This is a genomic window from uncultured Porphyromonas sp. (assembly GCF_905372525.1).
Taxonomy (GTDB): Bacteria; Bacteroidota; Bacteroidia; order Bacteroidales; family Porphyromonadaceae; genus Porphyromonas.
The window spans coordinates 1-22,973 of record NZ_CAJPPN010000037.1 but is presented as its reverse complement, the minus strand read 5'-3'; the positions used below and the strand labels follow the sequence as shown (position 1 = coordinate 22,973).

Genomic DNA, 22,973 nt, shown 5'->3' with positions numbered 1-22,973 from the left:
GAGCGGGTCTGAGGGTGAAGGGGAGGATCGCCCCCGAGGGGGCGGATAGAGGGCTCGGTAGATACGGGTAGGGGGCTTAGTAGAGAGACGAGGGCAGAGAGGATGAGGTACAAATAGGAGGGGGAGGGTAATGAAAATAGTAGGCAAAGAGGTGAGGAAAATAGGAGGGGGAGGGGTGCTCCTTCCGTAAAATCTTCGGTGAAGGTCGTGCGGGGGAATTTTTATCCCCGCCGAGAGAGGTGGGTATCTAGTTGGTATCTAAGCAGGTAACTTCCTTAAATAATTTATTAAGTGAGGGGCTGTAGAAAGAGGGTAGGGGAATACCTTTTTTGCCTATTTTTGCCGGCGAAGATTGCAGATAGGTGTTACGGTACGATGGGCTCCATGCAACAATAGATAACGAGTAAGCACGATACGTCGCTCGGCGAGGTGTCGTGTCTCAGTGTGTCTTGACGTGAGGGTCTAGGGGGGCTTCTCCCACTATCGTGCACCACTGCGCAGTGTGTTTAATTACTATTTATGAAGAAAGTATTATTTCTCCTCATGAGCCTCTTCCTAGCGGTGGCGACAGCTACTGCGCAGGGCAAGAGTGTCAGTGGTGTCGTCCTCGATGCTACAGATCATGAGCCCCTCACGGGGGCAACGGTCTCTGTCAAGGGTGTGACAGGACACGGTGCGCTGACCGACATGAACGGGAAGTTCACCATCAAGAACATCAAGGCCGGAGCCGTCCTCGTGGTCTCCTACATCGGCTACACGACCAAGGAGGTAGCCGTAGGGAACCTCTCCGAGCTCACCATCGAGCTCGTTAGTGCGGACAAGCAGCTCGAGACGGTCGTCGTGACCGCCCTCGGGATCAAGCGTAGCCAGAAGGCACTAAGCTATAATGTACAGGAGGTCAAGAATGACGCCCTGACGACAGTCAAGGACGCCAACTTCATGAACAGCCTCAATGGTAAGGTCGCTGGGGTGAACATCCAGCGTAGTGCCTCCGGCGTAGGTGGTGCTACCCGTGTCGTCATGCGTGGTAACAAGTCCATCTCGGGGGATAACAACGTCCTCTATGTGATCGACGGGGTGCCCATCGGCAATAGCGCCGACCGTGGGGGTGACGGCTCTGGCTTCGGCTCTGGCCGTGCCTCGGGAGAAGGGATCTCCAGCATCAACCCCGACGACATCGAGTCGATCAGCGTCCTCACCGGGCCTTCGGCAGCTGCGCTCTATGGTGCTTCGGCTGCTAACGGGGTTATCCTCATCAATACCAAGAAGGGTGCTGCTGGTAAGCTCCGTGTGAACTTCTCCAGCGCTGTCGAGACGGCTAGCCCCTTCATCCTGCCTAAGTTCCAGAATACCTATGGTAATGCCGCTGGGCAGTACACCTCCTGGGGTGACAAGCTCGCTACTCCCTCGGACTACAAGGTACGTGACTTCTACAACCGTGGGGTGACGTTCAATAACTCCTTCAACTTCTCGGTAGGGACGGACAAGAACCAGACTTACTTCTCTGCCTCTGCGATCAACGCTAAGGGGATCGTCCCCAACAACAAGTACCACCGCTACAACGCCTCGGTACGTAACACGAGCAAGTTCCTCGACGACAAGCTCACCCTGGACGTCTCGGCTAGCTATGTCCGTGACTATGCCAACAACATGATCTCCTACGGGGCTTACTTCAACCCCATCGTAGGTGCTTACCTCTATCCACGTGGTCAGAACTTCGATCAGGAGAAGTACTTCGAGCGCTATGATGCACAGCTAGGCTACTATGTCCAGCAGTGGTCCCCCGGTAGCATGGGTATGGACGTGCAGAACCCCTACTGGGTCGCTTACCGCAACCTCCACCCCGAGACCAACGACCGCTATATGCTCTTCGGCTCGCTGAAGTATGAGCTGAACAAGCAGATCAACTTCACGGGGCGTGTCCGTCTGGACAATACCTACACGGAGCGTGAGACGAAGCTCTACGCCTCTACCTCGAGCGTCTTTGCTAAGCCCCTCGGGTACTACTCGGCCGATAACAGCTACTTCAAGCAGAAGTATGTGGACTTCATGGCCAACTACAGCAATGCCCTCTCCGAGGACTTCCACCTCACGGCGACCCTCGGTACGTCCTATGAGGAGTATGACAACAAGGGTCAGGGCTTCGGTGGTCACCTCTCTCTGATCCCCAACAAGTTCATCTTCGCCAATACCAATCCCCTACAGAGCGGTGGCTCGCAGTCCTCTTCGCGTAAGAGTAACTTCGCCGTCTTTGGCTCGGCTGAACTCGCTTGGCGCAATGCCGTCTACCTCACTCTGACGGGTCGTACGGACAAGCCTTCGCAGCTCGTCGGTAGCGTCGATCCTTGGATCTTCTATCCCTCTGTCGGTCTATCGGCTGTCGTCACGGATCTGCTCCCCGAGGACGTACGTGCTAATCTCCGTCCAGCCCTCTCCTTCCTGAAGGTACGTACCTCGTACACGGAGGTGGGTTCGCCCATTCCCTTCACGGGGCTAACCCCAGGGACGATCACCCACAGCATGCGCAGTGGCAAGGTCGAGCCCTTCGACTACTACCCCCTGCCTGACCTCAAGGCTGAGCGCACACGCTCCGTCGAGCTCGGTATCGACTCTCGTTGGTTCGGTGGTGCTCTGACCTTCGGTGCTACCATCTATCAGTCCAATACGCTCAACCAGCTCCTAGAGACCGACCTTGACCCAGGTACGGGCTACAAGAAGCTCTATGTGCAGGCCGGTAATGTACGCAACCGTGGTATCGAGATGACGCTGGGCTTCAACAAGAAGTTCGGCCCCGTAGACTACAACACGAGCGTAACGGCTACGGCGAACCGCAACAAGATCATCAAGCTAGCCTCTGGGGTGAAGAACCCCATCACGGGCGAGGTCTTTGACCTGACGGATATCGCCAAGGGTCGCTTCCGCCTACGTGAGGGTGGCGAGCTCGGTGACGTCTATGCCAGCGAGCGTATCAAGCGTGACGCCAACGGCTACGTCGAGTACACCCCTGGCCAGTCCCTCGTCACCGAGCCTACGGAGCCCTACAAGCTCGGCTCTGTGAATGCTAAGTGGAACCTCGGCTGGAAGCACGGTGTGTCCTTCAAGGGCTTTGACCTGAACGTCCTCTTCACGGCTCGCCTCGGCGGTATCGTGATCTCCAAGACGCAGGCTGCCCTCGACAAGTTCGGTGTCTCTCAGGCCTCTGCTGATGCCCGTAATGCCGGTGGTGTCCAGCTTGGTCAGGGTCTGACGATCGCTCCCCAGCAGTACTATGATGCTGTGTACAACCTCGACTCCTACTACGTCTACTCGGCGACGAACGTTCGCCTACAGGAGCTGAGCCTCAGCTATAGCCTCCCCAAGAGTATCCTGGGCAAGACCTTCAAGAACGTCGGTGTCTCCCTCTATGCCACCAACCTCTGGATGATCTACAACAAGGCTCCCTACGACCCCGAGCTCACTGGCTCTACGGGTACCTTCGGGCAGGGATACGACTACTTCATGCTCCCCAGCCAGCGTACCATCGGTGCTAGCATCAAGCTGGGTATCTAGTCCCCTCCCTCATTTTATCTAGTACGTATATATCGTATGACATTCAAGAAACTAGTCGTCCTCCCTGCTCTCGCACTAGGTGTACTCCTCAGCTCGTGCAATCAGGAAGAGATCAATACAAGCCGTATCGGCATCACCGACGAGGAGCTGAACCAGGGTGGACTGAGCTATGGTCTGGCTATGATGGACCTCCAGCGTACCGTCATGCCCATTGGCCCTGCGGGCGATACCGGCCCAGGCAACAGCATGCAGGTGCTCGAGCTTATCTCCACGGGTAACTACATCGGCTACTACGGGAATAACAATAACTGGAACTTCAACACCGAGGGTACCTGGACCTTCACCAACGGTCGTATGGGGCTACTCTATGGGCTGCTCTATGGGGATGTAGCCAAGTCTTGGCTCCCTATCCACACTCAGGCTAAGCGTGCTCAGGATAACCTCCAGACACAGCAGATCCTAGCGATGGCCAATATCGTCAAGATTGTCGGCTGGCTCCGTGCTACCGATGCCTTTGGTCCTATCGTCTACACCAAGGCCGGTACAGGGGACATCACCCCTACCCCCGATGGTCAGAAGGAGGTCTACAAGGGGATGCTCGCCGAGCTGGAGAAGTGCTCTAAGCTCCTCCTAGAGGCTCGTGAGCCCGTCCTAGCACGCTACGACCTCGTCTATAATGGGGACGCTGCTAAGTGGGTGAAGCTAGCGAACTCCCTCATGCTGCGTATGGCTGTACGTGTCCACTTCAAGGACGAAGCCCTCGCTAAGGAGTACATCGCCAAGGCACTCGACGCTGCCAATGGTGGCCTCATCGAGACTACTGCGGACGAGGCTAAGATCGGAGACTCCGAGAAGCAGCCTCTAGGTCACCCAGCCCTGATCTCCATCGACCAGTACAACGAGACACGTATGGGTGCTACCATCTGGTCTTACCTACGTGGCTATAGTGACCCCCGTCTGCCCAAGTACTTCACTCAGGGTACCTATCGTGGCATACAGGGCTACTACTTCCTCGCTCCGACGAACAACGAGTCCAAGAAGGAAGGCGCTAATACAGCTCAGTATGCATCGAAGCCCAACTTCGTGAATGCTACTCCGCTCTACTGGTTCCGTGCCTCTGAGACCTACTTCCTCCTCTCCGAGGCTGCTCTCTATGGCCTCACCTCCACGGGCTCTGCCAAGGACTACTATGAGCAGGGGGTACGTCAGTCCTTCTCTGAGAATGGTGCAGGTGATGCTACGGCTTATCTAGCACAGACGGGGACTAAGCCTGCCGCTACCACGGTGGCCAACAACCCCTATATCGGTCGGTACAGCGACAATATCTCCTCGGGGAATGTATCTCCTAGCTGGACGGATGTCGATCCTAACCGTAACGCTACCGAGGTACAGCTCCAGAAGATCATCACGCAGAAGTACCTCGCACTCTACCCCAATGCCTACGAGGCTTGGACAGAGTACCGTCGTACGGGCTATCCCTTCATCATGAAGCCTGCAGACACGGGGGCACCTTCGCGTATCGGTGGTGACGCCAGCATGCGTGCTCCTGAGCGCTTCTCCTTCCCTGCCTCTGCCTATGCAAGCAATCCCAACCTGAAGGTGATCCCTAGCCTCCTCGGTGGTGAAGACCTCGGGAAGACCCCACTCTGGTGGGTACGTGACAATCGTCCTAAACAGTAATCCCTCTTAACAACGAACATCTATGAAGATGCTAAAATATGCGTTGGTTGCCCTAACGGCTCTCTCTGCTGTCGCTTGTAGCAAGTGGACGGACGAGGAGAAGCTCTCCTTCGACAACCAGCAGGGGCTCAAGCGTGCTATCCCCATGATCGAGATGACGAGCCCCGATCAGCTCACTCCCGAGCAGAAGGAATACTATGCCAAGCTCCGTGCCTGGAAGCAGACGCCTCACGTGCGTGGCTTCGGCTGGTTCGGCGGCTGGACAGCTAAGGGTACCGACCCACAGAAGTACCTCCGTATGCTCCCCGATAGCGTAGATATCGTCTCCCTCTGGGGTACGCACGGTGACCTCACCGAGGCTCAGAAGACTGACCTAAAGTTCTTCCGCGAGGTCAAGGGTGGTAAGGTGCTCCTCTGCTGGATCGTCTCCAATCTCGGCGACCAGCTCACCCCCAAGGGGAAGAGTGCTACCGACTACTGGGTGACCGAGAAGGGCGGTGGTGACTTCCTCGAGGGAGTCAAGGCCTACGCCAATGCGATCTGTGACTCCATCGAGAAGTATGACCTCGATGGCTTCGACATCGACTACGAACCCAACTATGGGGGATCGGGGAACATGGCGAATTCGAACTGGATCGCTGATGATAGCAATGAGAACATCAATATGTACACCTTCATCAAGACGCTCTATGATCGTCTGAACCCTAAGGGTCGTATGATCGTCTTCGATGGTGAGCCCTACCTCCTAGCTCCCGACGTATCTAAGCTGGTTTCCTTCTACATCTATCAGGCCTATCATGAGTCGAATACGGCGGCTGCCCTGAAGAAGATCACGGATGGGGGTGAGTACCTAGACAACTGGGAGGCTAAGACCTTCCTCACGCTCGAGTTCCAGATGTATGCCAAGACTGGAGGACTCCCGACCTATACGAGCTCTAGAGCTGACATCCAGAAGCTCGACGCAGGCCGTCAGATCATGGACTATGCTCGTATGATCATGCCTAATGGCAAGCGTATCGCTGGTATCGGTACCTATCACATGGAGCTCGATACCGAGGGAGGGAACTATCGCTTCCTCCGTCAGGCGCTCAATGCTGGTAACCGAGTCAGCGAGACTCAGAAGGAACCCTTCCAATAATCCTCTAACAGCTACGACAACATAAATGAAAAGACTAGCATATACGCTACTAGCAGTCGGTCTGCTGGCTAGCTGTCAGAATGAGCTCTACGAAGATCCAGCTAAGACCCACAAGGTAGAGCAGGGGGTCTATATCCAGGGGCAGGAGCTGACACAGATCTTCCTCCTAGACGGAGCCTCGGAGAGCGCTCAGGGGCCTCGTGTCTCCCTCGTCCGCCCCGCTACCTCTACGGTCACTGTCGGCTTCACCGCTGGCTCGCAGGCTCAGCTAGATGCCTACAATGCGAAGAACGGTACGAGCTACACGCTCCTTCCCTCCTCCATGTATGAGATCAGCAGCTCGGTGACGATCCCTACGGGACAGATCACGGCACCCGTGCCTGTCAAGCTCAAGAACGTAACCTTCTCCGCCGGGCAGATCTTTGCCCTTCCCCTCAAGCTCAATGGCGAGGGAACACATGCTATCGGTGGGCAGAGCGAGGCTATGATCATCATCGATCAGGCTACCGAGACCAAGGTGATGCGTATCAACACAAGTAACGAGATCGCTACCTACTTCACTGAGAACATCTCTGTCCCTCAGTGGACGATGGAGGTAATGGTCAATCGCCGCAACATCAACGGTGCCCTTGCTGGTACGAAGTTCGTCGGCTCGGACGACTCCAAGAGCGAGATCTACCCAGTCGTAGGTAAGGAGGGCTCGTTCCTCCGTACGGGTGGTACCGACCTTACCCTCTCTAAGGATGTGATGCCTCTGGAGGATAACAAGTGGTACATGTTCTCCTTCGTCTACGATGGTGCCAATGTCTCTGTCTACTCCAATGGGCGCCTCGTCCTCCAGCAGGCTGTCCGTGAGGGTGATTACAAGCTCGGGGGCTTCTGGCTCAGCACCACTCGCGGGATGATCCGTGAGCTCCGCTTCTACAAGGTCGCTCGCACTCCTCAGCAGATCGCTGCGAACGTGTGGAAGATGGCAGACCCCAAGGACACCAATCTCGTCGCCTACTACCCCATGAATGGTAAGAAGTACGACCATGCTACGGGTACGATCAGTGACGATGAGACACAGATCTGGGACTGGTCGGCCAATGGGCATCACTTCACGAACCTCCAGGGGGCAACCTTTGTGAAGGATGGTGATAAGCTCTTCCGCTTCCCTCTGGCTAAGTAGCCGATCCTAATAGGTGTAATACCTCCTAATGAGGGCGGTGGTGCTAGGCTTAGCCTAGGGCCACCGCCCTTTGCTTTGTCTGGGTACCCCCCCAGGGCTGACGTATGATCTCGCCCGCACACTCTTGCCTTTGGATCTTCGGGGGTATTATTTCATATCCTAGGGAGCCTTAGCCCACCACTAAAAATCCTGGGTATTATCCCCAAGAAACAGACCTACAAGCGAGCCCTACAGAGGAGATACTTAGAGCGCACTTGTGTACACGCGTGTATACTGTTGTGTACACGTGGGTATACAGTTGTGTACACACGTGTATACTCATCTCTCCTAGGTAAGAGGTATTCACATGGCATATCTAGGCTAGGACATAGACACTTCTATCTTCGGCGTATACACCCTTGACGACCTTGCCCTCGCACTATAGTGATTTCATACGTCAGCCCTGGGGTACCTCCTGCGCTCGGGGCGGGTGCTTCCATCCCTTTCCTCACCCCTAGTGAACTATCTAGGGGCAAATGTGCTTATTCCTTTGTCTAGGATAGACCTAGACATGACTATCATTATGGGAAGTATCTTAGTAATCGTATTGGCGCTGGTTGTACTCGGGGCTGTGGCCGCTCTGGTAGCCTCGATACAGTCCTACCTCAAGGCGCGACGTATCGCTCGTGGCGAGGTCGTAGCGGAGGAAGAGGAGTTTGTCCCCAGCGAAGGGGGTTGCTGTGGCAACCACCTAACCTGTGAGCACGATAGCCTGCTGGCTGCCGTGAGCTCGGAGATCGTCTACTACGACGATGAGGAGCTCGATCGCTACCGTGGGGTAGCTGCCGAGGGCTATACCGATAGGCAGGTCGAGGAGTTCCGTGAGGTCCTGCTCTCCCTAGACGAAGATGATGTGCCTGGGTGGGTGCGTAGTCTACAGCTACGAGGGATTGAGTTCCCCGAGACCCTTCGCCCCGAGCTCTATCTGATCGTCGTAGAGCAGCGTGACTACCACGCTATCGTCGGGCGTCATGCCTCGGAGGGCGCAGCTCTCGGGAAGGCTTAGTCTACAGAGGTAGGGATGGAGAGCATCTTCTCTTATCAGTTCTTTCAGAATGCCCTCATCGCCTCCCTGCTCACCGCAGTCGTCTGCGGTGTGGTGGGTGCCTATATCGTGGTCAGGCGCATCGTCTTCATCAGTGGCGGTATCACACATGCCTCCTTTGGGGGTATTGGCCTAGGGTTATATCTAGGCATCAACCCGATCCTCTCGGCTGCAGGTGCAGCGGTGCTTGCTGCCTTTTCTATTGGACGTATGAGCCGTAGCGAGGGGATCAGAGAGGACTCTGCCATTGCTGGGGTTTGGGCACTCGGGATGGCTCTGGGGGTACTCTTCATGACCTTGACTCCTGGCTATACGACGAGCCTGCCATCCTACCTCTTTGGCAATATCCTCTTGGTCACCTCGGCGGATCTCGTCTCGCTGGCGGTACTTGCCCTCCTGCTGGTAGTGCTCTTCACCGTGGGCTATCGTACGATCCTCTACCTATCCTTCGATAGGGACTTCGCCGAGATACGTGGTGTGGCGGTGCGTCGCTGGGAGCAAGCGCTCCTCGTGGTCGTCGCTATCAGCATGGTGCTGACCATCCGTACGGTGGGGATCATGCTCCTGCTGTCCCTGCTGACGCTCCCCCAGACGATCGTAGGCTTCTTCACCTCGGACTTTAGGCGCATCATCCTAGGCTCTATCCTGATCTCGCTCCTTGCTAATATCGGGGGGCTACTCCTTAGCTACTACGTGGTCTCTGTCCCCTCGGGGGTACTGATCATCTTACTCCTCTTCCTACTACTAGCCTTAGCACAATGCGTACGTACCCTACTGCGGCGGGGTGGGCGAGGCTAGGCACCCTGCTTGCACTCCTCCCCTTGCTTGCACTCCTCGTGGGGTGCTCACGACGTGTGACTACGCCTACGACACGTCTCTACCATAGCCTGACTGCACGCTACAATACCCTCTACAACGGTGAGACCGCCTACACCGCCTCCCTAGAGTCCTTCGTCGAAGCTCTACAGGAGGATTACCTCTCCCCCCTTACCCTCGATCCCCTCACCCCGCTCGTGCGTTCGGCACGTCCTGCGGGCAACTTCGCACGCAGTATCTCCAAGGCTGAGAAGGCCATCCAGGAGCATAGCCTACAGCGCAAGCCTACCAAGCAACCTGGCTGGCGACGAGACCCCAAGGCCGTAGCCGAGCAAGCCAAGACCGAGTACAACCCTGCCCTCCCCTCCGCTTGGCTCCTATGGGGCAAGAGTCTCTTCTACGAGGGACGCATAGACGAGGCCCAGACCACCTTTGCCGAGATGGCACAGCTCTATGCCACCGAGCGAGACGAGCGAGACCAAGCCCTGCTGTGGCAGGCACGATGCTACCTACAGCAGGATCGCCTCGGCGAGTCGCTCCTCCTCATCCAGCGGATAGATAGCACTCCGCAGGCCATCGCACGCTATCCCCTCCTCTATCATACGACACGAGCTGAGTACTACCTGCTGTCGGGGGCTCGGGCTCGGGCGCTACCTCATCTCGTGGAGGTCATCCCTCGGGAACGCAACACCTATCTGCGTGCTCGCCTGGAGTACCTCCTCGGGCAGACCTACGAAGTTCTAGGGCAAAGGGAGGCGGCACTCAAGGCCTATCAGCAAGCCTCTCGACGAAGTCCTCGCCCTGCCCTCGAGTTCGCCTCTCGGCTACGTATGATCCTACTCCGAGGAGCGAAGGGCGAAGCCCTCTCGGCGCTCCTTGGTCTACTCACTCAGAGAGCCTACCATCCCTACCGAGATCAGATCTATCTGGCCCTCGGGGAAGTCTCTCTCCAGCGACGTGATACGCTCGGGGCACTGGGCTACCTCGGTATGGCGATCGACTCTGCTACGCTTAGGGGGGGAGCGGTTGCCTCGGAGGCGGGGGCTCTCTTGGGAGAGCTCCAGCTGGCTCGCCGACACTACCCCGAGGCTTGGCAAGCGCTTAGTAAGAGTCTGCCCAGCCTCGGGGCTGACCACCCAAGGCGGCAGCACCTAGAGCCCCTCCTACCAGCACTGGAGCGACTAGCTCCCCTTGCTCTACAGCTCCAGCGAAGTGATAGCCTAAGCCTGCATACGGGCACAAAGAGTAGGACTCGTGGGGATGAAGGCGAGACCCCTACGCTCCTGCTCGGTATGGCACAGCTCCTATCGGGCGAACTCGGTAGGCTGGATGATGCTGGGGTGCTCTATGCTCGACTCGTGCGGGACTATCCCCACTCGGCACTAGACCTAGAGGCTCGCTATCACTACCTCCTTCTATCCCTGAGACGGGGGCGGGGGGCGGAGGCTGATAGCCTTCGTGAGACGATCCTGAGTCGCTACCCAGAGTCCCCTCATGCTCGTCTGCTGGGGGCGGGTGTGGACTATCGAACACGTCTGAAGCAACAGGACTCTCTCGGGGCGAAGTGGTACCACGAAGCCTATACCGCCTACCGCGCAGGGCGACCCGAGGAAGCAGAACGATACCTAAGGCAGATAGGGGAGACCCTCCCCTCCCATCGACTGAAGCCACAGGCGCTACTGCTCGAGGCGCTGACCCGAGCACAGCTGGGCGACCACACGGCCTGCCAGGCGAAGCTTGCCCAGCTCGCCCGCACCTATCCCGAGGGCGAAGCCACGGAGCTCGCCACCCGTATGCTCCTACAGCTACAAGCAGGGCGAAGGATCACGAGCACGCTCGCTGTGGGTACGGGGTCGGTCTCTACTTCGCAGGATACGACAGCGGTGAGTGTCGCCGATAGTCTCTTCACCGCACCGCTGGCGGGAGAGCTCCCCGAGGTGCTGGTGCTCTATCCCTCCGAAGGGGTAGCTCCACACGAAGCCTTCTTTGCGCTCACGGCCTTCCTCTACCAGCACTTCACACAGAGCACGCTCGAGCTAACCCCGTGGGCAAATCTCCCGCTGAGGGGGCTTCGGGTGCATGGCTTCCATAGCTTCGGTGAGCTGGAGCGGTTCCTCCGCTTAGCACGTACCACCGAGGGACTCCGTGCCGTCCTCGGGGAGGAGAGCGAAGTACTCCTCGTCACCGAGGCGAACCTCCTTCGCCTCACCGCCCCTGTCCTTGGGGACTACCGAGCCTTTGCCCGTACCTACGAGCGGGATCTACTTCGGACACCACGATAGCCCGACACCCTCCCAGCACCTGATGTGGATGGGCGGGGGATAGCAGGTCGATAGGAAGTGGATAGTCGGTGGATAGCTGGGAGATAGTCGGTGGAAAATAGTGAGTATAAGTACCCCCAATATCCACACTTCAGCAGGCGGTCTATTCTCCGCTCGGCAGGAGCTCTCTTGACTACATATAATGATCGTCCTTGCGCTCCTATAAAGAACGTCCTCGTCACCTATGTAAGGTGACGAGGACGTTCTTTATAGGAGCGCAATGGCCTTCTCGGTATGTTCGTTTTTGTCCTCTCGGAATGCCCGATACAGAGGCTGTTAGCAGGGGGGAAGGGTTGCAGGGTCGGAGCTTCTTTGTCTAGCGGGATATGTGGGGGCGGAGTGTGTGCTGGGGACAGTACCTAGGAGCGAGGTATGGAGGGGATTCGGGTAGCGTGAGGGATGGGAGGTGGGGACTTGTCCTGCGGTGAAGCCTAGAGGTAGAGGTGAGCCGTTAGGACGATGGATAGGGGACGGAGGTGATACTCGGTATAGTGCTCCTCCAGATCCCCGAGGCTACGGATGATGTAGGTACGTGTGTTCGTGAGGTTATCCCCGTTGAGCTCGAGCTCCACCTTCTTCGACATCTTGAATTGTAGTCCCCCTCCGACGAAGAGGTAGTCCTTCTGCTCGGATGCCGACTGGTCGCTGTGGGTATGGCTAGCCTGGAGCTTGAGGAATAGGCGAGAGGGGATGAGGCGCAGATCGAGTCGTGCCTGCTGACTTAGTTCGTTGTATGCCGAGGTGTAGCTGGCAGAGGTAGAGCGACTGTGCCTCCAGCTCGCCTGATACTGTAGGCGATAGCCCGTGATGAGGTCTAGGGCAAGTGTCCCCCTAAGGTTATAGTCTGCCGTGCGGTACGAGGTGAGGGTCGCCTGACGTAGGACCTCACTCTCGGTCTGTGTGCCGGTGGCAGCGAGCTCGAGCTGCATGGTGTGCCAGTCGATATCCTTACGCCCGTATGCGGAGAGCGTATAGAGGGTGCTGTGGTTGGGCTGGTGGACAGCCTCGATGACGGAGCGAGCCTGAGCGTCGAGTGTGGTACCATAGGCTATATCGCTCCACGAACGTCTCCAGCCACCCTCTACGTGGGCAAAGAAGCCGGAGAAGAGATCCTTGTAGGAGACCTTGAGGTGGGCATTGGCATCGTAGCTATCGTTGAGGGTAGCTCGGTAGCGTGAGAGACTACGATAGTTCGGCATGAGAGTGGCCGTGAGGAGCCTTGCCCAAGGGGTCTCCCGAGCCAAGTAGCCTGCGCTGGCATCGAAGGTGAAGTAATCACTTGCTCTCCACTGCAGGGTGAAGGAGGGCTGTAGGTACAGACGAAGACGCCTCGCATCGGTCTGCTCTGCAGGGATAGAGGCATTGTCGAGGTAGGTGTAGGTCAGGGCGAGGGGCAGGCTGAGCGTAGACTGGAGCGACCCATGTACATACCGAGCCACGGGGCCTATATCGGCACTCGTATGTACGTGTATCATATTCCCCCGAGGGGCGGTAGGCGCATCGGGGTGAGTGAGGTGGGAGGACAGAGCTGTATAGGCAGCATTGAGATGAGCTGATGCGCTCAGTGTCCATCGGTGAGAGCGGAGGTCACGTAGGAACTGGAGACTATTGGTCGTGGAGACCGAGGTGAGGTCTATACGCTGGCGGGCAGTCCGACTGCCACCGATAGCTAGTGTCTGTGGGGTAGAGGAGAGGCTATTGGTAGAGACCCATTCGATACCGCCACCGGTAGGGGTGCGGTGCACGAGGCGGGTGCGGTTGGAGAGCCCTAGGGAGCGATAGTGTAGGGCTTGTGCGATGGTGCTCGCGCTTGGCTGGGAGGAGCTACTCATGCTCTGGGAGTAGATAGTCCCTAGTCCCTCCTCCCACCGACCGAAGAGGGAGAGGGTATTGTAGAGGAAGTGACGCTGTCTATTCGTCTCGTAGACGAGCTGTAGGTTCGCAGTGTTCGTATACGTACGATCGGCGACGTCCTCGACGAGTAGTATCCGAGAGGCATCGGGGAGTATGTAGGTAGTCTGGGAGGAGGAATGACCGTGGGAGAAGAGGTGGCCGTAGTGGAGGTTGTAGGTGAGGGTGGTGCTATCGGAGAGCTTGTTTAGGTTGTTGAGGTTTACCCCATGGCGGTAGCCGAAGAGGCTCTTGCCTACGGGAGATGTCCCATGCTTGATGATATGCACTAGTGGGGTTGCGTCCCCCGAGGAGGAGATACCATAGTGGGCGGTGGCGGGATCGCTCTCCTGCCCGAGGTTGTTACCGCTGTAGCGGATGAGATGCTGTCGAGCCTTGGTGAAGTAGGTCGCTTGGAGGGAGGCATCCCAGAGCGGTGTCTGGGCATAGGCTCCTGCGCCTAGGCGAGCTGTTCGGCTCCATACGCCCCTGGCGGTGTTCTTGAGCTTGAGGTTGATGGCTGCCCGCTCGGGTGGTGCTTGATCTTGGAGCGCACGCACGTGCTCGTGCCTCTCTAGTACCTGCACTGTGGCTACATCCTCCGCCTTGATGCCCTGTGTGGCTAGGTTGTAGCGACCCTGTAGCATGTCGAGGTTCTCGATGTAGAAGTGATTGATGGGTGTCCCCTGGTACTTGATCACATTGTTCTCCTCGATGGTGATACCAGGGAGCTGGCGTAGGATATCGCCGATGGTGCGGTCATGGCCTCGGGTGTAGGCCGAGACGAGATAGTTGATCGTGTCTCGGCCTCCCCATAGCTTCCGTGACTTGACCACCAGCTCACGCAGTAGGATGCTCTCCTCCTCTACGCTTAGGTCGAGGGTCTGTGAGAGCGCCTTGATGCGCATGAGTTTCCTCTTGATGTTGAAGCCCGTCACCCTGATCAGCAGTTCACTAAGCGCCGTGGTTGCCTCTACCGAGTAGCGTCCCTGCCTATCGGTCATCGAGTAGGCTACGACACTGCTATCGGATGGGTGGAGGAGGGCTACGATGCCCTCCTCCACAGGCTTGGTACCAGAGCGCACCTGCCCGATCACACTGATCTTGGAGCCTTGTGCTAGGGCAGGTGTGAGACTTAGTGACCAGAGGAATATGAGGAGTACGAACCTCACCATAGGGCATCAGAGATCTAGTGGCTGGTACTTCGCTGGCTTCATATTGATGGGTACCGTGCCGATCAGTACGCTCCCTGCCATGACGGTCATACTCCCTATCTGCTCTGGCTTGATGTAGTACGTCGGGTTGGTGAGGTAGTTGGGGTTGCCGAAGGTGCTGTTGCGTAGCTTGACGAACTTGGCACGTGTGCACTTCACGGCTTCATTGGGTACGCTGTAGGCTATGGCTTCCTTGACGAAGTCCACCCTATTGCACTCGAAGTGGTGGATGCCATCCTCCGAGACAGCCCGTAGGATCAGACCCGGTAGTCCGCCTAGTCGCCATGGCCCAAAGCGGCTGGGTAGTCCCTCGGCAAACCAAGCCGTCCACGTCCTGCCGCCATACTGACCGATAGCCTTCTGACAGGGCAGGCCACAGATGGTATCATGCTCGGCCTGCACCTTCCACTTCAGCTGGGGCATTGCCTCCGAGGTGAGGTACTGGTAGGGAGGGATGGCCTCGAGGGAGGTCATCTTGCCCTGAGGGTAGTTCTGCCAGGTCACAGGGGCGTAGAGGAGTCGCTCGCTCATGTCGTTCTCTCCGCTGTGTCGCTTCCTGCCCATCGTGCACGCCATATCCTGAGCGACCTGTAGCGTGAGGCCGTAGCTCACCTTTAGCTCCTCGCCCTTGGCATTGGAGGTCTGGCAGGTGTAGTCATAGTCAGCGACGAGCATCGTATGGGCGATACTATCGTTCGTCTGTCCGTGGGAGAGGGTGATGCCTGCCGTAGAGAAGAGCAGGCATGTGATAGCTTTTGCCACTATAGAAGGCATACTCATGTACTTCATTGTCTTTCCGATTAAGATATGTATTGTTTACTTGATCAAGCTATCCCTAGAGAGACCAGTAGATATACCGATCTCCCTGTCTTGCACAAAGTTATTTTTTTTTTTTTTCAATTGTGCTACTGCGTAGAAGAAGAAGTAGTCAGGGGTGGGGCTTGCGCTCCATGCGTATGCTCCTCTCCTAGGCTCTTGGGGATAGGGTACACTGCGTGTCCCAGAGTGATGCCTCGGCATAGGCTCCATTCCCAACACATTAGCTGGGGGATGGACGTACCTACGAGGGCGCTAGAGAGGACATACTTAGAGCGGGAGAGTGTACACGCGTGTATACAGTAGTGTACACGTGGGTATACTAGTGTGTACACGCGTGTACACAACATCCCCCTAGGTAGGGCCGTGTATGTAGGGTATACCTACGCCTCGGGTACGGGTCTTTATGCCTTGTGGGAGTGCTCCTTGACTACTTTGCCCTCGGTCTCTAGTGCTTTCATCCCTCATCCCTGAGAGTAGAGGGAGGTCGGGTAGAGGGGAAGGAGATAAGCGGGATTTAGGGTAACTTTGTACGTCACCAACGGGGGAGGGGAGGCGTGAGAAATGCCTCCCCACCTCTGTAAATCAATGAAATGTCTATTTGGTAAGCTATATGCAGCGCTTCGTACACCTCCACGTGCACTCTCAGTTCTCTCTCCTAGATGGACAGGCCTCGGTCAAGGGGCTCGTCGATAAGGCGATCCAGGATGGGATGAGTGGTATCGCCCTGACGGACCATGGTGCGATGTTTGGCATCAAGGAGTTCTACGACTACGTCGAGAAGAAGAATGCCCCCCTCATCTCCGAGCGCAAGGCGCTGAAGAAGGAGATCCAGAGCCTAGAGGCTCAGCAGGCTCGCAGTGCGGAGGAGGAGGCACGGCTCACGGAGCTACGTAGCCAGCTGGTGGAGGCAGAGGCCAAGCCCCTCTTCAAGCCGATCCTCGGCTGTGAGGTCTACTGCGCTCGCCGCTCACGCTTCAGCAAGGAGGCCAACGTCCCCAACCCCTATCGTCCCACCCAGTCCATAGATAATAGTGGCTGGCACCTCGTCCTGCTGGCCAAGAACCTCACGGGCTACAAGAACCTCATCAAGATGGTCTCCCGTGCCTGGATAGACGGCTACTACTATCGCCCCCGTATAGATAAGGAACTGCTGGAGCAGTACCACGAGGGGATCATCGCCTCCTCCGCCTGCCTCGGGGGCGAGATCCCACAGCATATCATGTACGGCAATATAGATGAGGCAGAGCGGAGCATCGAGTGGTTCAAGGGGATCTTCGGGGAGGACTTCTACCTCGAGCTCCAGCGCCATAAGACCGACAATCCCCTAGGCAACCAAGAGACCTACGAGAAGCAACAGCAGGTCAATGCCATCCTCCTAGAGCTGGGACGCAAGCACGGGGTGAAGGTCATCGCTACCAATGATATTCACTTCCTCAATGAGGAGGATGCTGAGGCGCATGACCGACTGATCTGCCTGAGTACGGGCAAGGATCTCAATGACCCTGCCCGTATGCGCTACAGCAAGCAGGAGTGGATGAAGACCACGGCGGAGATGAATGAGCTCTTCGCCGATGTCCCCGAGGCTCTGGCTGCGACCGAGGAGATCTGCGCCAAGGTCGAGCACTACAGCATCGACCACGGCCCTCTGATGCCCGACTTCCCGATCCCCGAGGAGTTCGCCTCGGCCGACGATTATCTCCGCCACCTCACCTACGAGGGGGCTCGGCGCAAGTACGGCGAGGAGGGACTGACCGATGCCGTGCGGGAGCGTATAGACTTCGAGCTCTCGACGATTGCGAATATGGGGTTCCCTGGCTACTTCCTCATCGTGCAGGACTTCATCGCCGCCGCTCGTTCTATGGGGGTCTTCGTAGGGCCGGGACGTGGCTCGGCGGCAGGCTCAGCAGTCGCCTACTGCCTCAATATCACGGATATTGACCCGATACGCTACGACCTGCTCTTCGAGCGTTTCCTCAACCCCGACCGTATCTCTATGCCCGATATAGACGTAGACTTCGACGACGATGGTCGTGCCGATGTGCTACGCTGGGTCACGGAGAAGTACGGCTACGAGCGTGTGGCGCATATCGTCACCTATGGCACGATGGCCGCCAAGAGTGCGATCAAGGATGTGGCACGTGTGCAGCGTCTCCCGCTATCGGAGAGCGACCGCCTCACCAAGCTCATCCCCGATAAGATCCCCGATGTCAAGACCATCTCCATCAAGGCGGCCATAGACCATGTCGCCGAGCTGAAGCAGGCCTCTCTCAGCCCTGACCCGCTCCTGCATGACACGCTGAAGTACGCTCAGATGCTCGAGGGGAACATACGTAGCACGGGAGTGCATGCCTGTGGGATCATCATCGGCAAGATGGACATCAGCGACGTCGTCCCCCTCAGTACGGCAGAGGACAAGGCCACGGGTGAGAGCCTATTGGTGACCCAGTACGAGGGCTCGGTGATCGAGTCCACGGGGCTGATCAAGATGGACTTCCTCGGGCTCAAGACCCTCTCGGTGATCAAGGAGGCTCTGGCCAATATCAAGAAGCGTCACGGAGAGGAGATCGATATCGACAAGATCTCGCTGACTGACACGAAGACCTATGAGCTCTACCAGGCGGGACGGACGGTGGGTACCTTCCAGTTCGAGTCGGCAGGGATGCAGAAGTACCTCCGTGAGCTTCAGCCCACGACCTTCGAGGATCTGATCGCGATGAATGCCCTCTACCGTCCCGGGCCAATGGACTACATCCCCGACTTCATCGACCGTAAGCACGGACGCAAGGAGATCACCTACGACCTGCCCTGCATGGAGCGTTACCTCAAGGATACCTATGGGATCACCGTCTATCAGGAGCAGGTGATGCTCCTCTCCCGTGAGATCGCCGACTTCACCCGTGGACAGTCGGACGAGCTCCGTAAGGCGATGGGGAAGAAGCTCAAGGAGAAGATGGAGGCCCTCAAGGTCAAGTTCCTCGCTGGGGGAGCTAAGAACGGCTACGGGAAGGACACGCTAGAGAAGATCTGGAGTGACTGGGCGAAGTTCGCCAGCTATGCCTTCAACAAGAGCCATGCTACCTGCTACAGCTGGGTCGCCTACCAGACGGCTTACCTCAAGGCTAACTATCCCGCCGAGTACATGGCAGGAGCCCTGAGCCGTAACCTCAGTAATATCACCGAGCTCGTCAAGCTCATGGACGAGTGCCGGGCGATGAGCATCGCTGTCCTCGGCCCCGATGTCAATGAGTCGGGCTATAAGTTCTCCGTCAATAGCGAGGGTAGTATCCGCTTTGGCCTCAATGCCATCAAGGGGGTCTCGAGCTCTGCCGTAGACTTCATCGTCAGCGATCGTGAGGAGCGTGGAGCGTATCAGTCGGTCTATGACTTCTTCGAGCGTATACCCTCCTCGGTCGCCAATAAGCGTACGCTAGAGAGCCTGATCCTCTCGGGGGCCTTCGATAGCTTTGGCTATCCCCGTGAGCTCTACTCTGCTCCGATGGATAGCGGGGAGGATACCTTCCTCGTGGCGCTGATCCGCTACGGGCAGATGGTGATGAGTGAGCAGGGGCTCAACGAAGCCTCGCTCTTCGGCGGCGACGAGGAGGCCCTACAGATCCCGCGGCCTACCCCCCCCTCTGCTTGCCCAGAGGTGTCCAGCATCGAGCGGCTCAACCGTGAGCGTGACCTCATCGGGATCTACCTCTCGGGGCATCCCCTAGACCCCCACCGTGTCCTACTGGAGTGCTACTGCTCCCATACCACAGCGGAGCTAGGTGACCTAGCGGCTATAGGAGAGGGACGGCAGGTGTCCTTCGGTGGGCTGATCACCAAGGTCTATCAGGGTACGACTAAGCGGGGTGATCCCTATGCCCGTATCACGGTAGAGGACCTCGTCGGGGCGACGGATATTGCCTTCTTCTCCGAGAGCTATACCAACTTCGCCAAGTACTGCATCGTCGGACTCTCCGTCCTGCTCTCCGGGGTGGTGCAGAAGCGTCGCTATGGGGATGAGCTGGAGCTCAAGATCCATCGTGTAGATCTGCTCTCGACTGCAGCGTCAGAGCTGATCCGTAGCGTCAGCCTAGAGATAGATGTGCGCACGATAGAGCCCGAGGTCATCACCGAGCTGAGCCAGCTGCTCGCTCCTACGCTCACCGACCGAGACGGTGAGAACAATAAGGGCTATGCTATGTTATCTATACGTATCACCGACGGCACCGGGCGCAACGATGTACGGCTGAGCTATGACCGCAATCTCATCGCCCCGACGACAGCTCTGCTAGACTTCTGCCGTCACCACGGGATACAAATGAGCGTGAACGAGTAACAATATCAATATTAAGTAACGAAAGGAATTATCATGGCACTAGAAATCAATAGCCAGAACTTCGAGACTCTCATCGCAGACAGCAAGCCCGTCGTCGTAGACTTCGGTGCTACATGGTGTGGCCCCTGCCAGATGGTAGCCCCTATCATCGAGGAGCTCGCCCACGAGTATGACGGCCGTGTCGTCATCGGCAAGTGCGACGTGGATCAGGACAGCGACCTACCTGGACGCTTCAACGTGCGTAACATCCCCACCATCCTCTTCATCAAGAATGGTGAGGTCGTCTCTAAGCTCGTCGGCGCTCAGAGCAAGGATGTCCTGAAGAAGGCTATCGAAGGTCTCCTCTAGCCCCTAGCCTCAGGCTTAGGCGGAAGGCTACATCGCAAGCAGGTCCTGCGGTGTAGCCTTCCTTGTCTCTCCAGAGGGTGCTCCCTCGGGGCGACCTTAGCCAAGCGACTAGGGCTCTGGGCACAGGGCGCATTACGGACATTGTAGTACCTTTGCTCGTGCAATATGAGAGAGTTTATTATCACCGATACCAAGAGCGATCAAGCGGTCTTGGTGGGACTGATCACCCGCAGTCAGTCCGAGGAGCAGGCTCAGGAGTACCTAGATGAGCTGGACTTCCTATCCCGTACGGCAGGGGTTAGCCCCGTCGTGCGCTTTGTCCAGCGTCTGGAGCAGGCACACCCTGTGACCTTCGTCGGCAAGGGCAAGCTCGAGGAGATACGTCAGTATGTGGAGGAGAATGAGATCGGGCTCGTCATCTTCGACGACGAGCTGAGTCCGAAGCAGCTACGCAACATCGAGGCTATCCTCCAGGTCAAGATCCTCGACCGCACGAGCCTCATCCTCGATATCTTTGCCTCCCGAGCACAGACTGCCTACGCCAAGACACAGGTCGAGCTGGCACAGTACCGCTACATGCTCCCCCGTCTGACCCGCCTATGGACGCACCTAGAGCGTCAGCGAGGTGGGGTAGGGATGCGTGGCCCAGGGGAAACCCAGCTAGAGACCGACAAGCGTCTTATACAGGATCGTATCGCCCACCTCAAGGAGGAGCTCAAGGGCATCGACCGACAGATGGCCATGCAGCGCAAGAATAGAGGCAAGCTCGTACGTGTCGCCCTAGTCGGCTATACGAACGTCGGGAAGTCTACGCTGATGAACGTCCTGAGCAAGAGTGATGTCTTCGCTGAGAACAAGCTCTTCGCCACGCTCGACACTACCGTACGCAAGGTCATTATCCATAACCTCCCCTTCCTGCTCTCCGACACCGTGGGCTTCATCCGCAAGCTCCCGACGGAGCTCATCGAGTCCTTCAAGAGCACCCTCGACGAGGTGCGTGAGGCCGACCTGCTCCTACACGTGGTGGATCTAGCGCACCCAAACTTCGAGGAGCATATCGAGGTCGTCTCCTCGACCCTGCGTGAGATCACGGCAGGGGATGAGCGTCCCGTGATCCTCGTCTTCAACAAGATCGATGCCTTCACCTACGAGGCCAAGGAGGCTGACGACCTCTCCGAGCGTAGTCGACGCAACCTCTCTCGTGAGGAGCTCGAGGCGAGCTGGATGGCACGACTAGGCGAGGAGGGCTGCTGCTTCATCTCTGCTCGTACGGGCGCCGGTATCGAGGAGCTCAAGCAGCTCCTCTACGATCGTGTGCGGGAGATACACGTACAGCGCTTCCCCTATAATGATTTCCTATTCCAAGACTATACCCTAGAGACGAATGACGATGAATAGACCCCAAGGAGGGCCTTTTCACTTCGCCCCGACGAGATGAGCAGTCCCACTTCCTCGCTCTTCGGGGCAGAGCAAGCCTCTAAGCAGGCTATCCTCCTTCTGAACCTTGGCTCCCCAGCCTCCCCTGCAGTAGCCGATGTGCATAGCTATCTGCTGCAGTTCCTCATGGATCGGCGTATCATCGGGCTACCCTACTGGGTGCGCCACCCTCTCGTGCATCGTATCATCGTCCCAAGGCGAGCTCCGAAGTCGGCTGCTAACTACCGTACGATCTGGGATGAGGAGCGGCAGGCCTTCCCCTTGATTACCCATACCGAGGCGATTGCCCGTGAGCTCAGTGAGCTCTGTCGGTGTCCTGTCGCCTGTGGAATGCGCTATGCTGAGCCCAGTACGGCGGGGGCACTATCGGCACTGGCTTCGCTGAGCTCTGTGGAGGAGGTACTCATCGCTCCACTCTATCCCCACTATGCCCGCAGTAGCTACGAGACCGCAGTGGCCTATGCGCTGGAGGAAGCTCGTCGGCTGGGGTTATCGCTGCGCTTCCGTCTACTCCCGCCCTTCTATCGAGAGGAGAGCTATCGGCGGGTGCTCTCGGAGCAAGTCCGTCCCTATCTCTCGGAGCCCTTTGACCGTCTCATCGTATCGATGCATGGTATCCCCCTCTCCCATATCCCTAAGGAGTGTCGGCAGCACAATGGACACACCGACTACTGTGCTCATCGCAGGGGCTGGCATGAGCGACATGCCGAGGAGGACTGCTACCGCCTGCAGTGTGAGGAGACCCGTGCCCAGCTCCAGCAGGATCTAGGACTAGAGGACGGGCAGGTAGAGCTAGTCTATCAGTCCCGCCTAGGACGGCATGAGTGGATGCGCCCCTATATGAGTGAGCGTATCCAGCGTCTAGCACATGAGGGAGCCGAGCGTATCGTGGTGGTCTGTCCAGGCTTCGTCTGTGACTGCCTAGAGACTATTCAGGAGATCGATAGCTACTACCGTAGCGAGTACCTGCATAGCGGAGGCAAGAGCTTCACCTATGTCCCTTGCCTCAATAGCTCCCCAGCCTTTGTCCGTGTGCTCGGCGAACTCATTGAGCGCACGATGGCTGACCCCTCCGCCCTCCTTAGCGAGGAGAACAAGCGTAAGTACAAGTACGAGCATTAGCCTCGCCTTTTCCTTCCCCGAGCCCCCATACCCTACATAGGGTAATAGAACCCCTGT

Annotated in this window: 13 protein-coding genes; 11 read left to right on the top strand and 2 right to left on the bottom strand. The window is 57.4% G+C overall.

Annotated features, from left to right (window positions below):
- Positions 1-519 precede the first annotated feature (519 nt).
- From QZ170_RS07240 to QZ170_RS07210, 7 genes are all read left to right on the top strand, one after another.
- Positions 520-3,549 (top strand): SusC/RagA family TonB-linked outer membrane protein, encoded by a 3,030-nt coding sequence (locus QZ170_RS07240; protein ID WP_297179257.1) that lies wholly within the window; start codon positions 520-522, stop codon positions 3,547-3,549.
- A gap of 36 nt (positions 3,550-3,585) precedes the next feature.
- On the top strand, positions 3,586-5,229 hold the full coding sequence (locus QZ170_RS07235; RefSeq protein WP_297179254.1) for a SusD/RagB family nutrient-binding outer membrane lipoprotein: 1,644 nt from the start codon (positions 3,586-3,588) through the stop codon (positions 5,227-5,229).
- A 22-nt stretch (positions 5,230-5,251) separates the two neighbouring features.
- The gene (locus QZ170_RS07230) at positions 5,252-6,367 is read left to right on the top strand and encodes a glycoside hydrolase family 18 (protein WP_297179250.1); all 1,116 of its coding nucleotides are present in this window, start codon (positions 5,252-5,254) and stop codon (positions 6,365-6,367) included.
- 25 nt (positions 6,368-6,392) lie between these two features.
- Positions 6,393-7,538 (top strand): DUF1735 domain-containing protein, encoded by a 1,146-nt coding sequence (locus tag QZ170_RS07225; protein WP_297179247.1) that lies wholly within the window; start codon positions 6,393-6,395, stop codon positions 7,536-7,538.
- Between the two features lie 562 nt (positions 7,539-8,100).
- Positions 8,101-8,583 carry a phospholipase gene (locus QZ170_RS07220; protein WP_297179244.1) on the top strand — a complete coding sequence of 161 codons (483 nt, stop codon included), beginning with the start codon at positions 8,101-8,103 and terminating at the stop codon, positions 8,581-8,583.
- Between the two features lie 15 nt (positions 8,584-8,598).
- The gene (locus QZ170_RS07215) at positions 8,599-9,420 is read left to right on the top strand and encodes a metal ABC transporter permease (protein ID WP_297179242.1); all 822 of its coding nucleotides are present in this window, start codon (positions 8,599-8,601) and stop codon (positions 9,418-9,420) included.
- A 56-nt stretch (positions 9,421-9,476) separates the two neighbouring features.
- The gene (locus QZ170_RS07210) at positions 9,477-11,720 is read left to right on the top strand and encodes a tetratricopeptide repeat protein (protein WP_297179239.1); all 2,244 of its coding nucleotides are present in this window, start codon (positions 9,477-9,479) and stop codon (positions 11,718-11,720) included.
- Between the two features lie 470 nt (positions 11,721-12,190).
- Here the strand turns inward: QZ170_RS07210 and QZ170_RS07205 are convergent, their stop codons facing one another.
- Positions 12,191-14,824, bottom strand: a complete 2,634-nt coding sequence (locus tag QZ170_RS07205) for a hypothetical protein (RefSeq protein WP_297179236.1) — start codon at positions 14,822-14,824, stop codon at positions 12,191-12,193.
- Between the two features lie 6 nt (positions 14,825-14,830).
- The gene (locus QZ170_RS07200) at positions 14,831-15,652 is read right to left on the bottom strand and encodes a GLPGLI family protein (RefSeq protein ID WP_297179234.1); all 822 of its coding nucleotides are present in this window, start codon (positions 15,650-15,652) and stop codon (positions 14,831-14,833) included.
- 640 nt (positions 15,653-16,292) lie between these two features.
- Here QZ170_RS07200 and dnaE point away from each other — a divergent pair.
- The 4 genes from dnaE to QZ170_RS07180 all read left to right on the top strand — a co-directional run bounded on the left by dnaE (position 16,293) and on the right by QZ170_RS07180 (position 22,916).
- Complete coding sequence (gene dnaE, locus QZ170_RS07195; protein WP_297179231.1) at positions 16,293-20,009, top strand: DNA polymerase III subunit alpha; 3,717 nt, start codon at positions 16,293-16,295, stop codon at positions 20,007-20,009.
- 33 nt (positions 20,010-20,042) lie between these two features.
- Complete coding sequence (gene trxA / locus QZ170_RS07190) at positions 20,043-20,357, top strand: thioredoxin (RefSeq protein WP_297179226.1); 315 nt, start codon at positions 20,043-20,045, stop codon at positions 20,355-20,357.
- A 165-nt stretch (positions 20,358-20,522) separates the two neighbouring features.
- Entirely contained in the window at positions 20,523-21,755 is a 1,233-nt protein-coding gene (gene hflX, locus QZ170_RS07185; protein WP_297179223.1) for a GTPase HflX, read from the top strand.
- Between the two features lie 36 nt (positions 21,756-21,791).
- Positions 21,792-22,916, top strand: coding sequence for a ferrochelatase (locus QZ170_RS07180; protein ID WP_297179220.1), 1,125 nt, complete (start codon positions 21,792-21,794; stop codon positions 22,914-22,916).
- Positions 22,917-22,973: the final 57 nt, after the last annotated feature.

Bases quoted from the DNA above. Each gene is read 5' to 3' on its own strand.
- QZ170_RS07240 (WP_297179257.1), top strand. From the start codon at position 520: ATGAAGAAAGTATTATTTCTCCTCATGAGCCTCTTCCTAGCGGTGGCG.
- QZ170_RS07235 (WP_297179254.1), top strand. From the start codon at position 3,586: ATGACATTCAAGAAACTAGTCGTCCTCCCTGCTCTCGCACTAGGTGTA.
- QZ170_RS07230 (WP_297179250.1), top strand. From the start codon at position 5,252: ATGAAGATGCTAAAATATGCGTTGGTTGCCCTAACGGCTCTCTCTGCT.
- QZ170_RS07225 (WP_297179247.1), top strand. From the start codon at position 6,393: ATGAAAAGACTAGCATATACGCTACTAGCAGTCGGTCTGCTGGCTAGC.
- QZ170_RS07220 (WP_297179244.1), top strand. From the start codon at position 8,101: ATGGGAAGTATCTTAGTAATCGTATTGGCGCTGGTTGTACTCGGGGCT.
- QZ170_RS07215 (WP_297179242.1), top strand. From the start codon at position 8,599: ATGGAGAGCATCTTCTCTTATCAGTTCTTTCAGAATGCCCTCATCGCC.
- QZ170_RS07205 (WP_297179236.1), bottom strand. From the start codon at position 14,824: ATGGTGAGGTTCGTACTCCTCATATTCCTCTGGTCACTAAGTCTCACA.
- QZ170_RS07200 (WP_297179234.1), bottom strand. From the start codon at position 15,652: ATGAAGTACATGAGTATGCCTTCTATAGTGGCAAAAGCTATCACATGC.
- dnaE (WP_297179231.1), top strand. From the start codon at position 16,293: ATGCAGCGCTTCGTACACCTCCACGTGCACTCTCAGTTCTCTCTCCTA.
- trxA (WP_297179226.1), top strand. From the start codon at position 20,043: ATGGCACTAGAAATCAATAGCCAGAACTTCGAGACTCTCATCGCAGAC.
- hflX (WP_297179223.1), top strand. From the start codon at position 20,523: ATGAGAGAGTTTATTATCACCGATACCAAGAGCGATCAAGCGGTCTTG.
- QZ170_RS07180 (WP_297179220.1), top strand. From the start codon at position 21,792: ATGAGCAGTCCCACTTCCTCGCTCTTCGGGGCAGAGCAAGCCTCTAAG.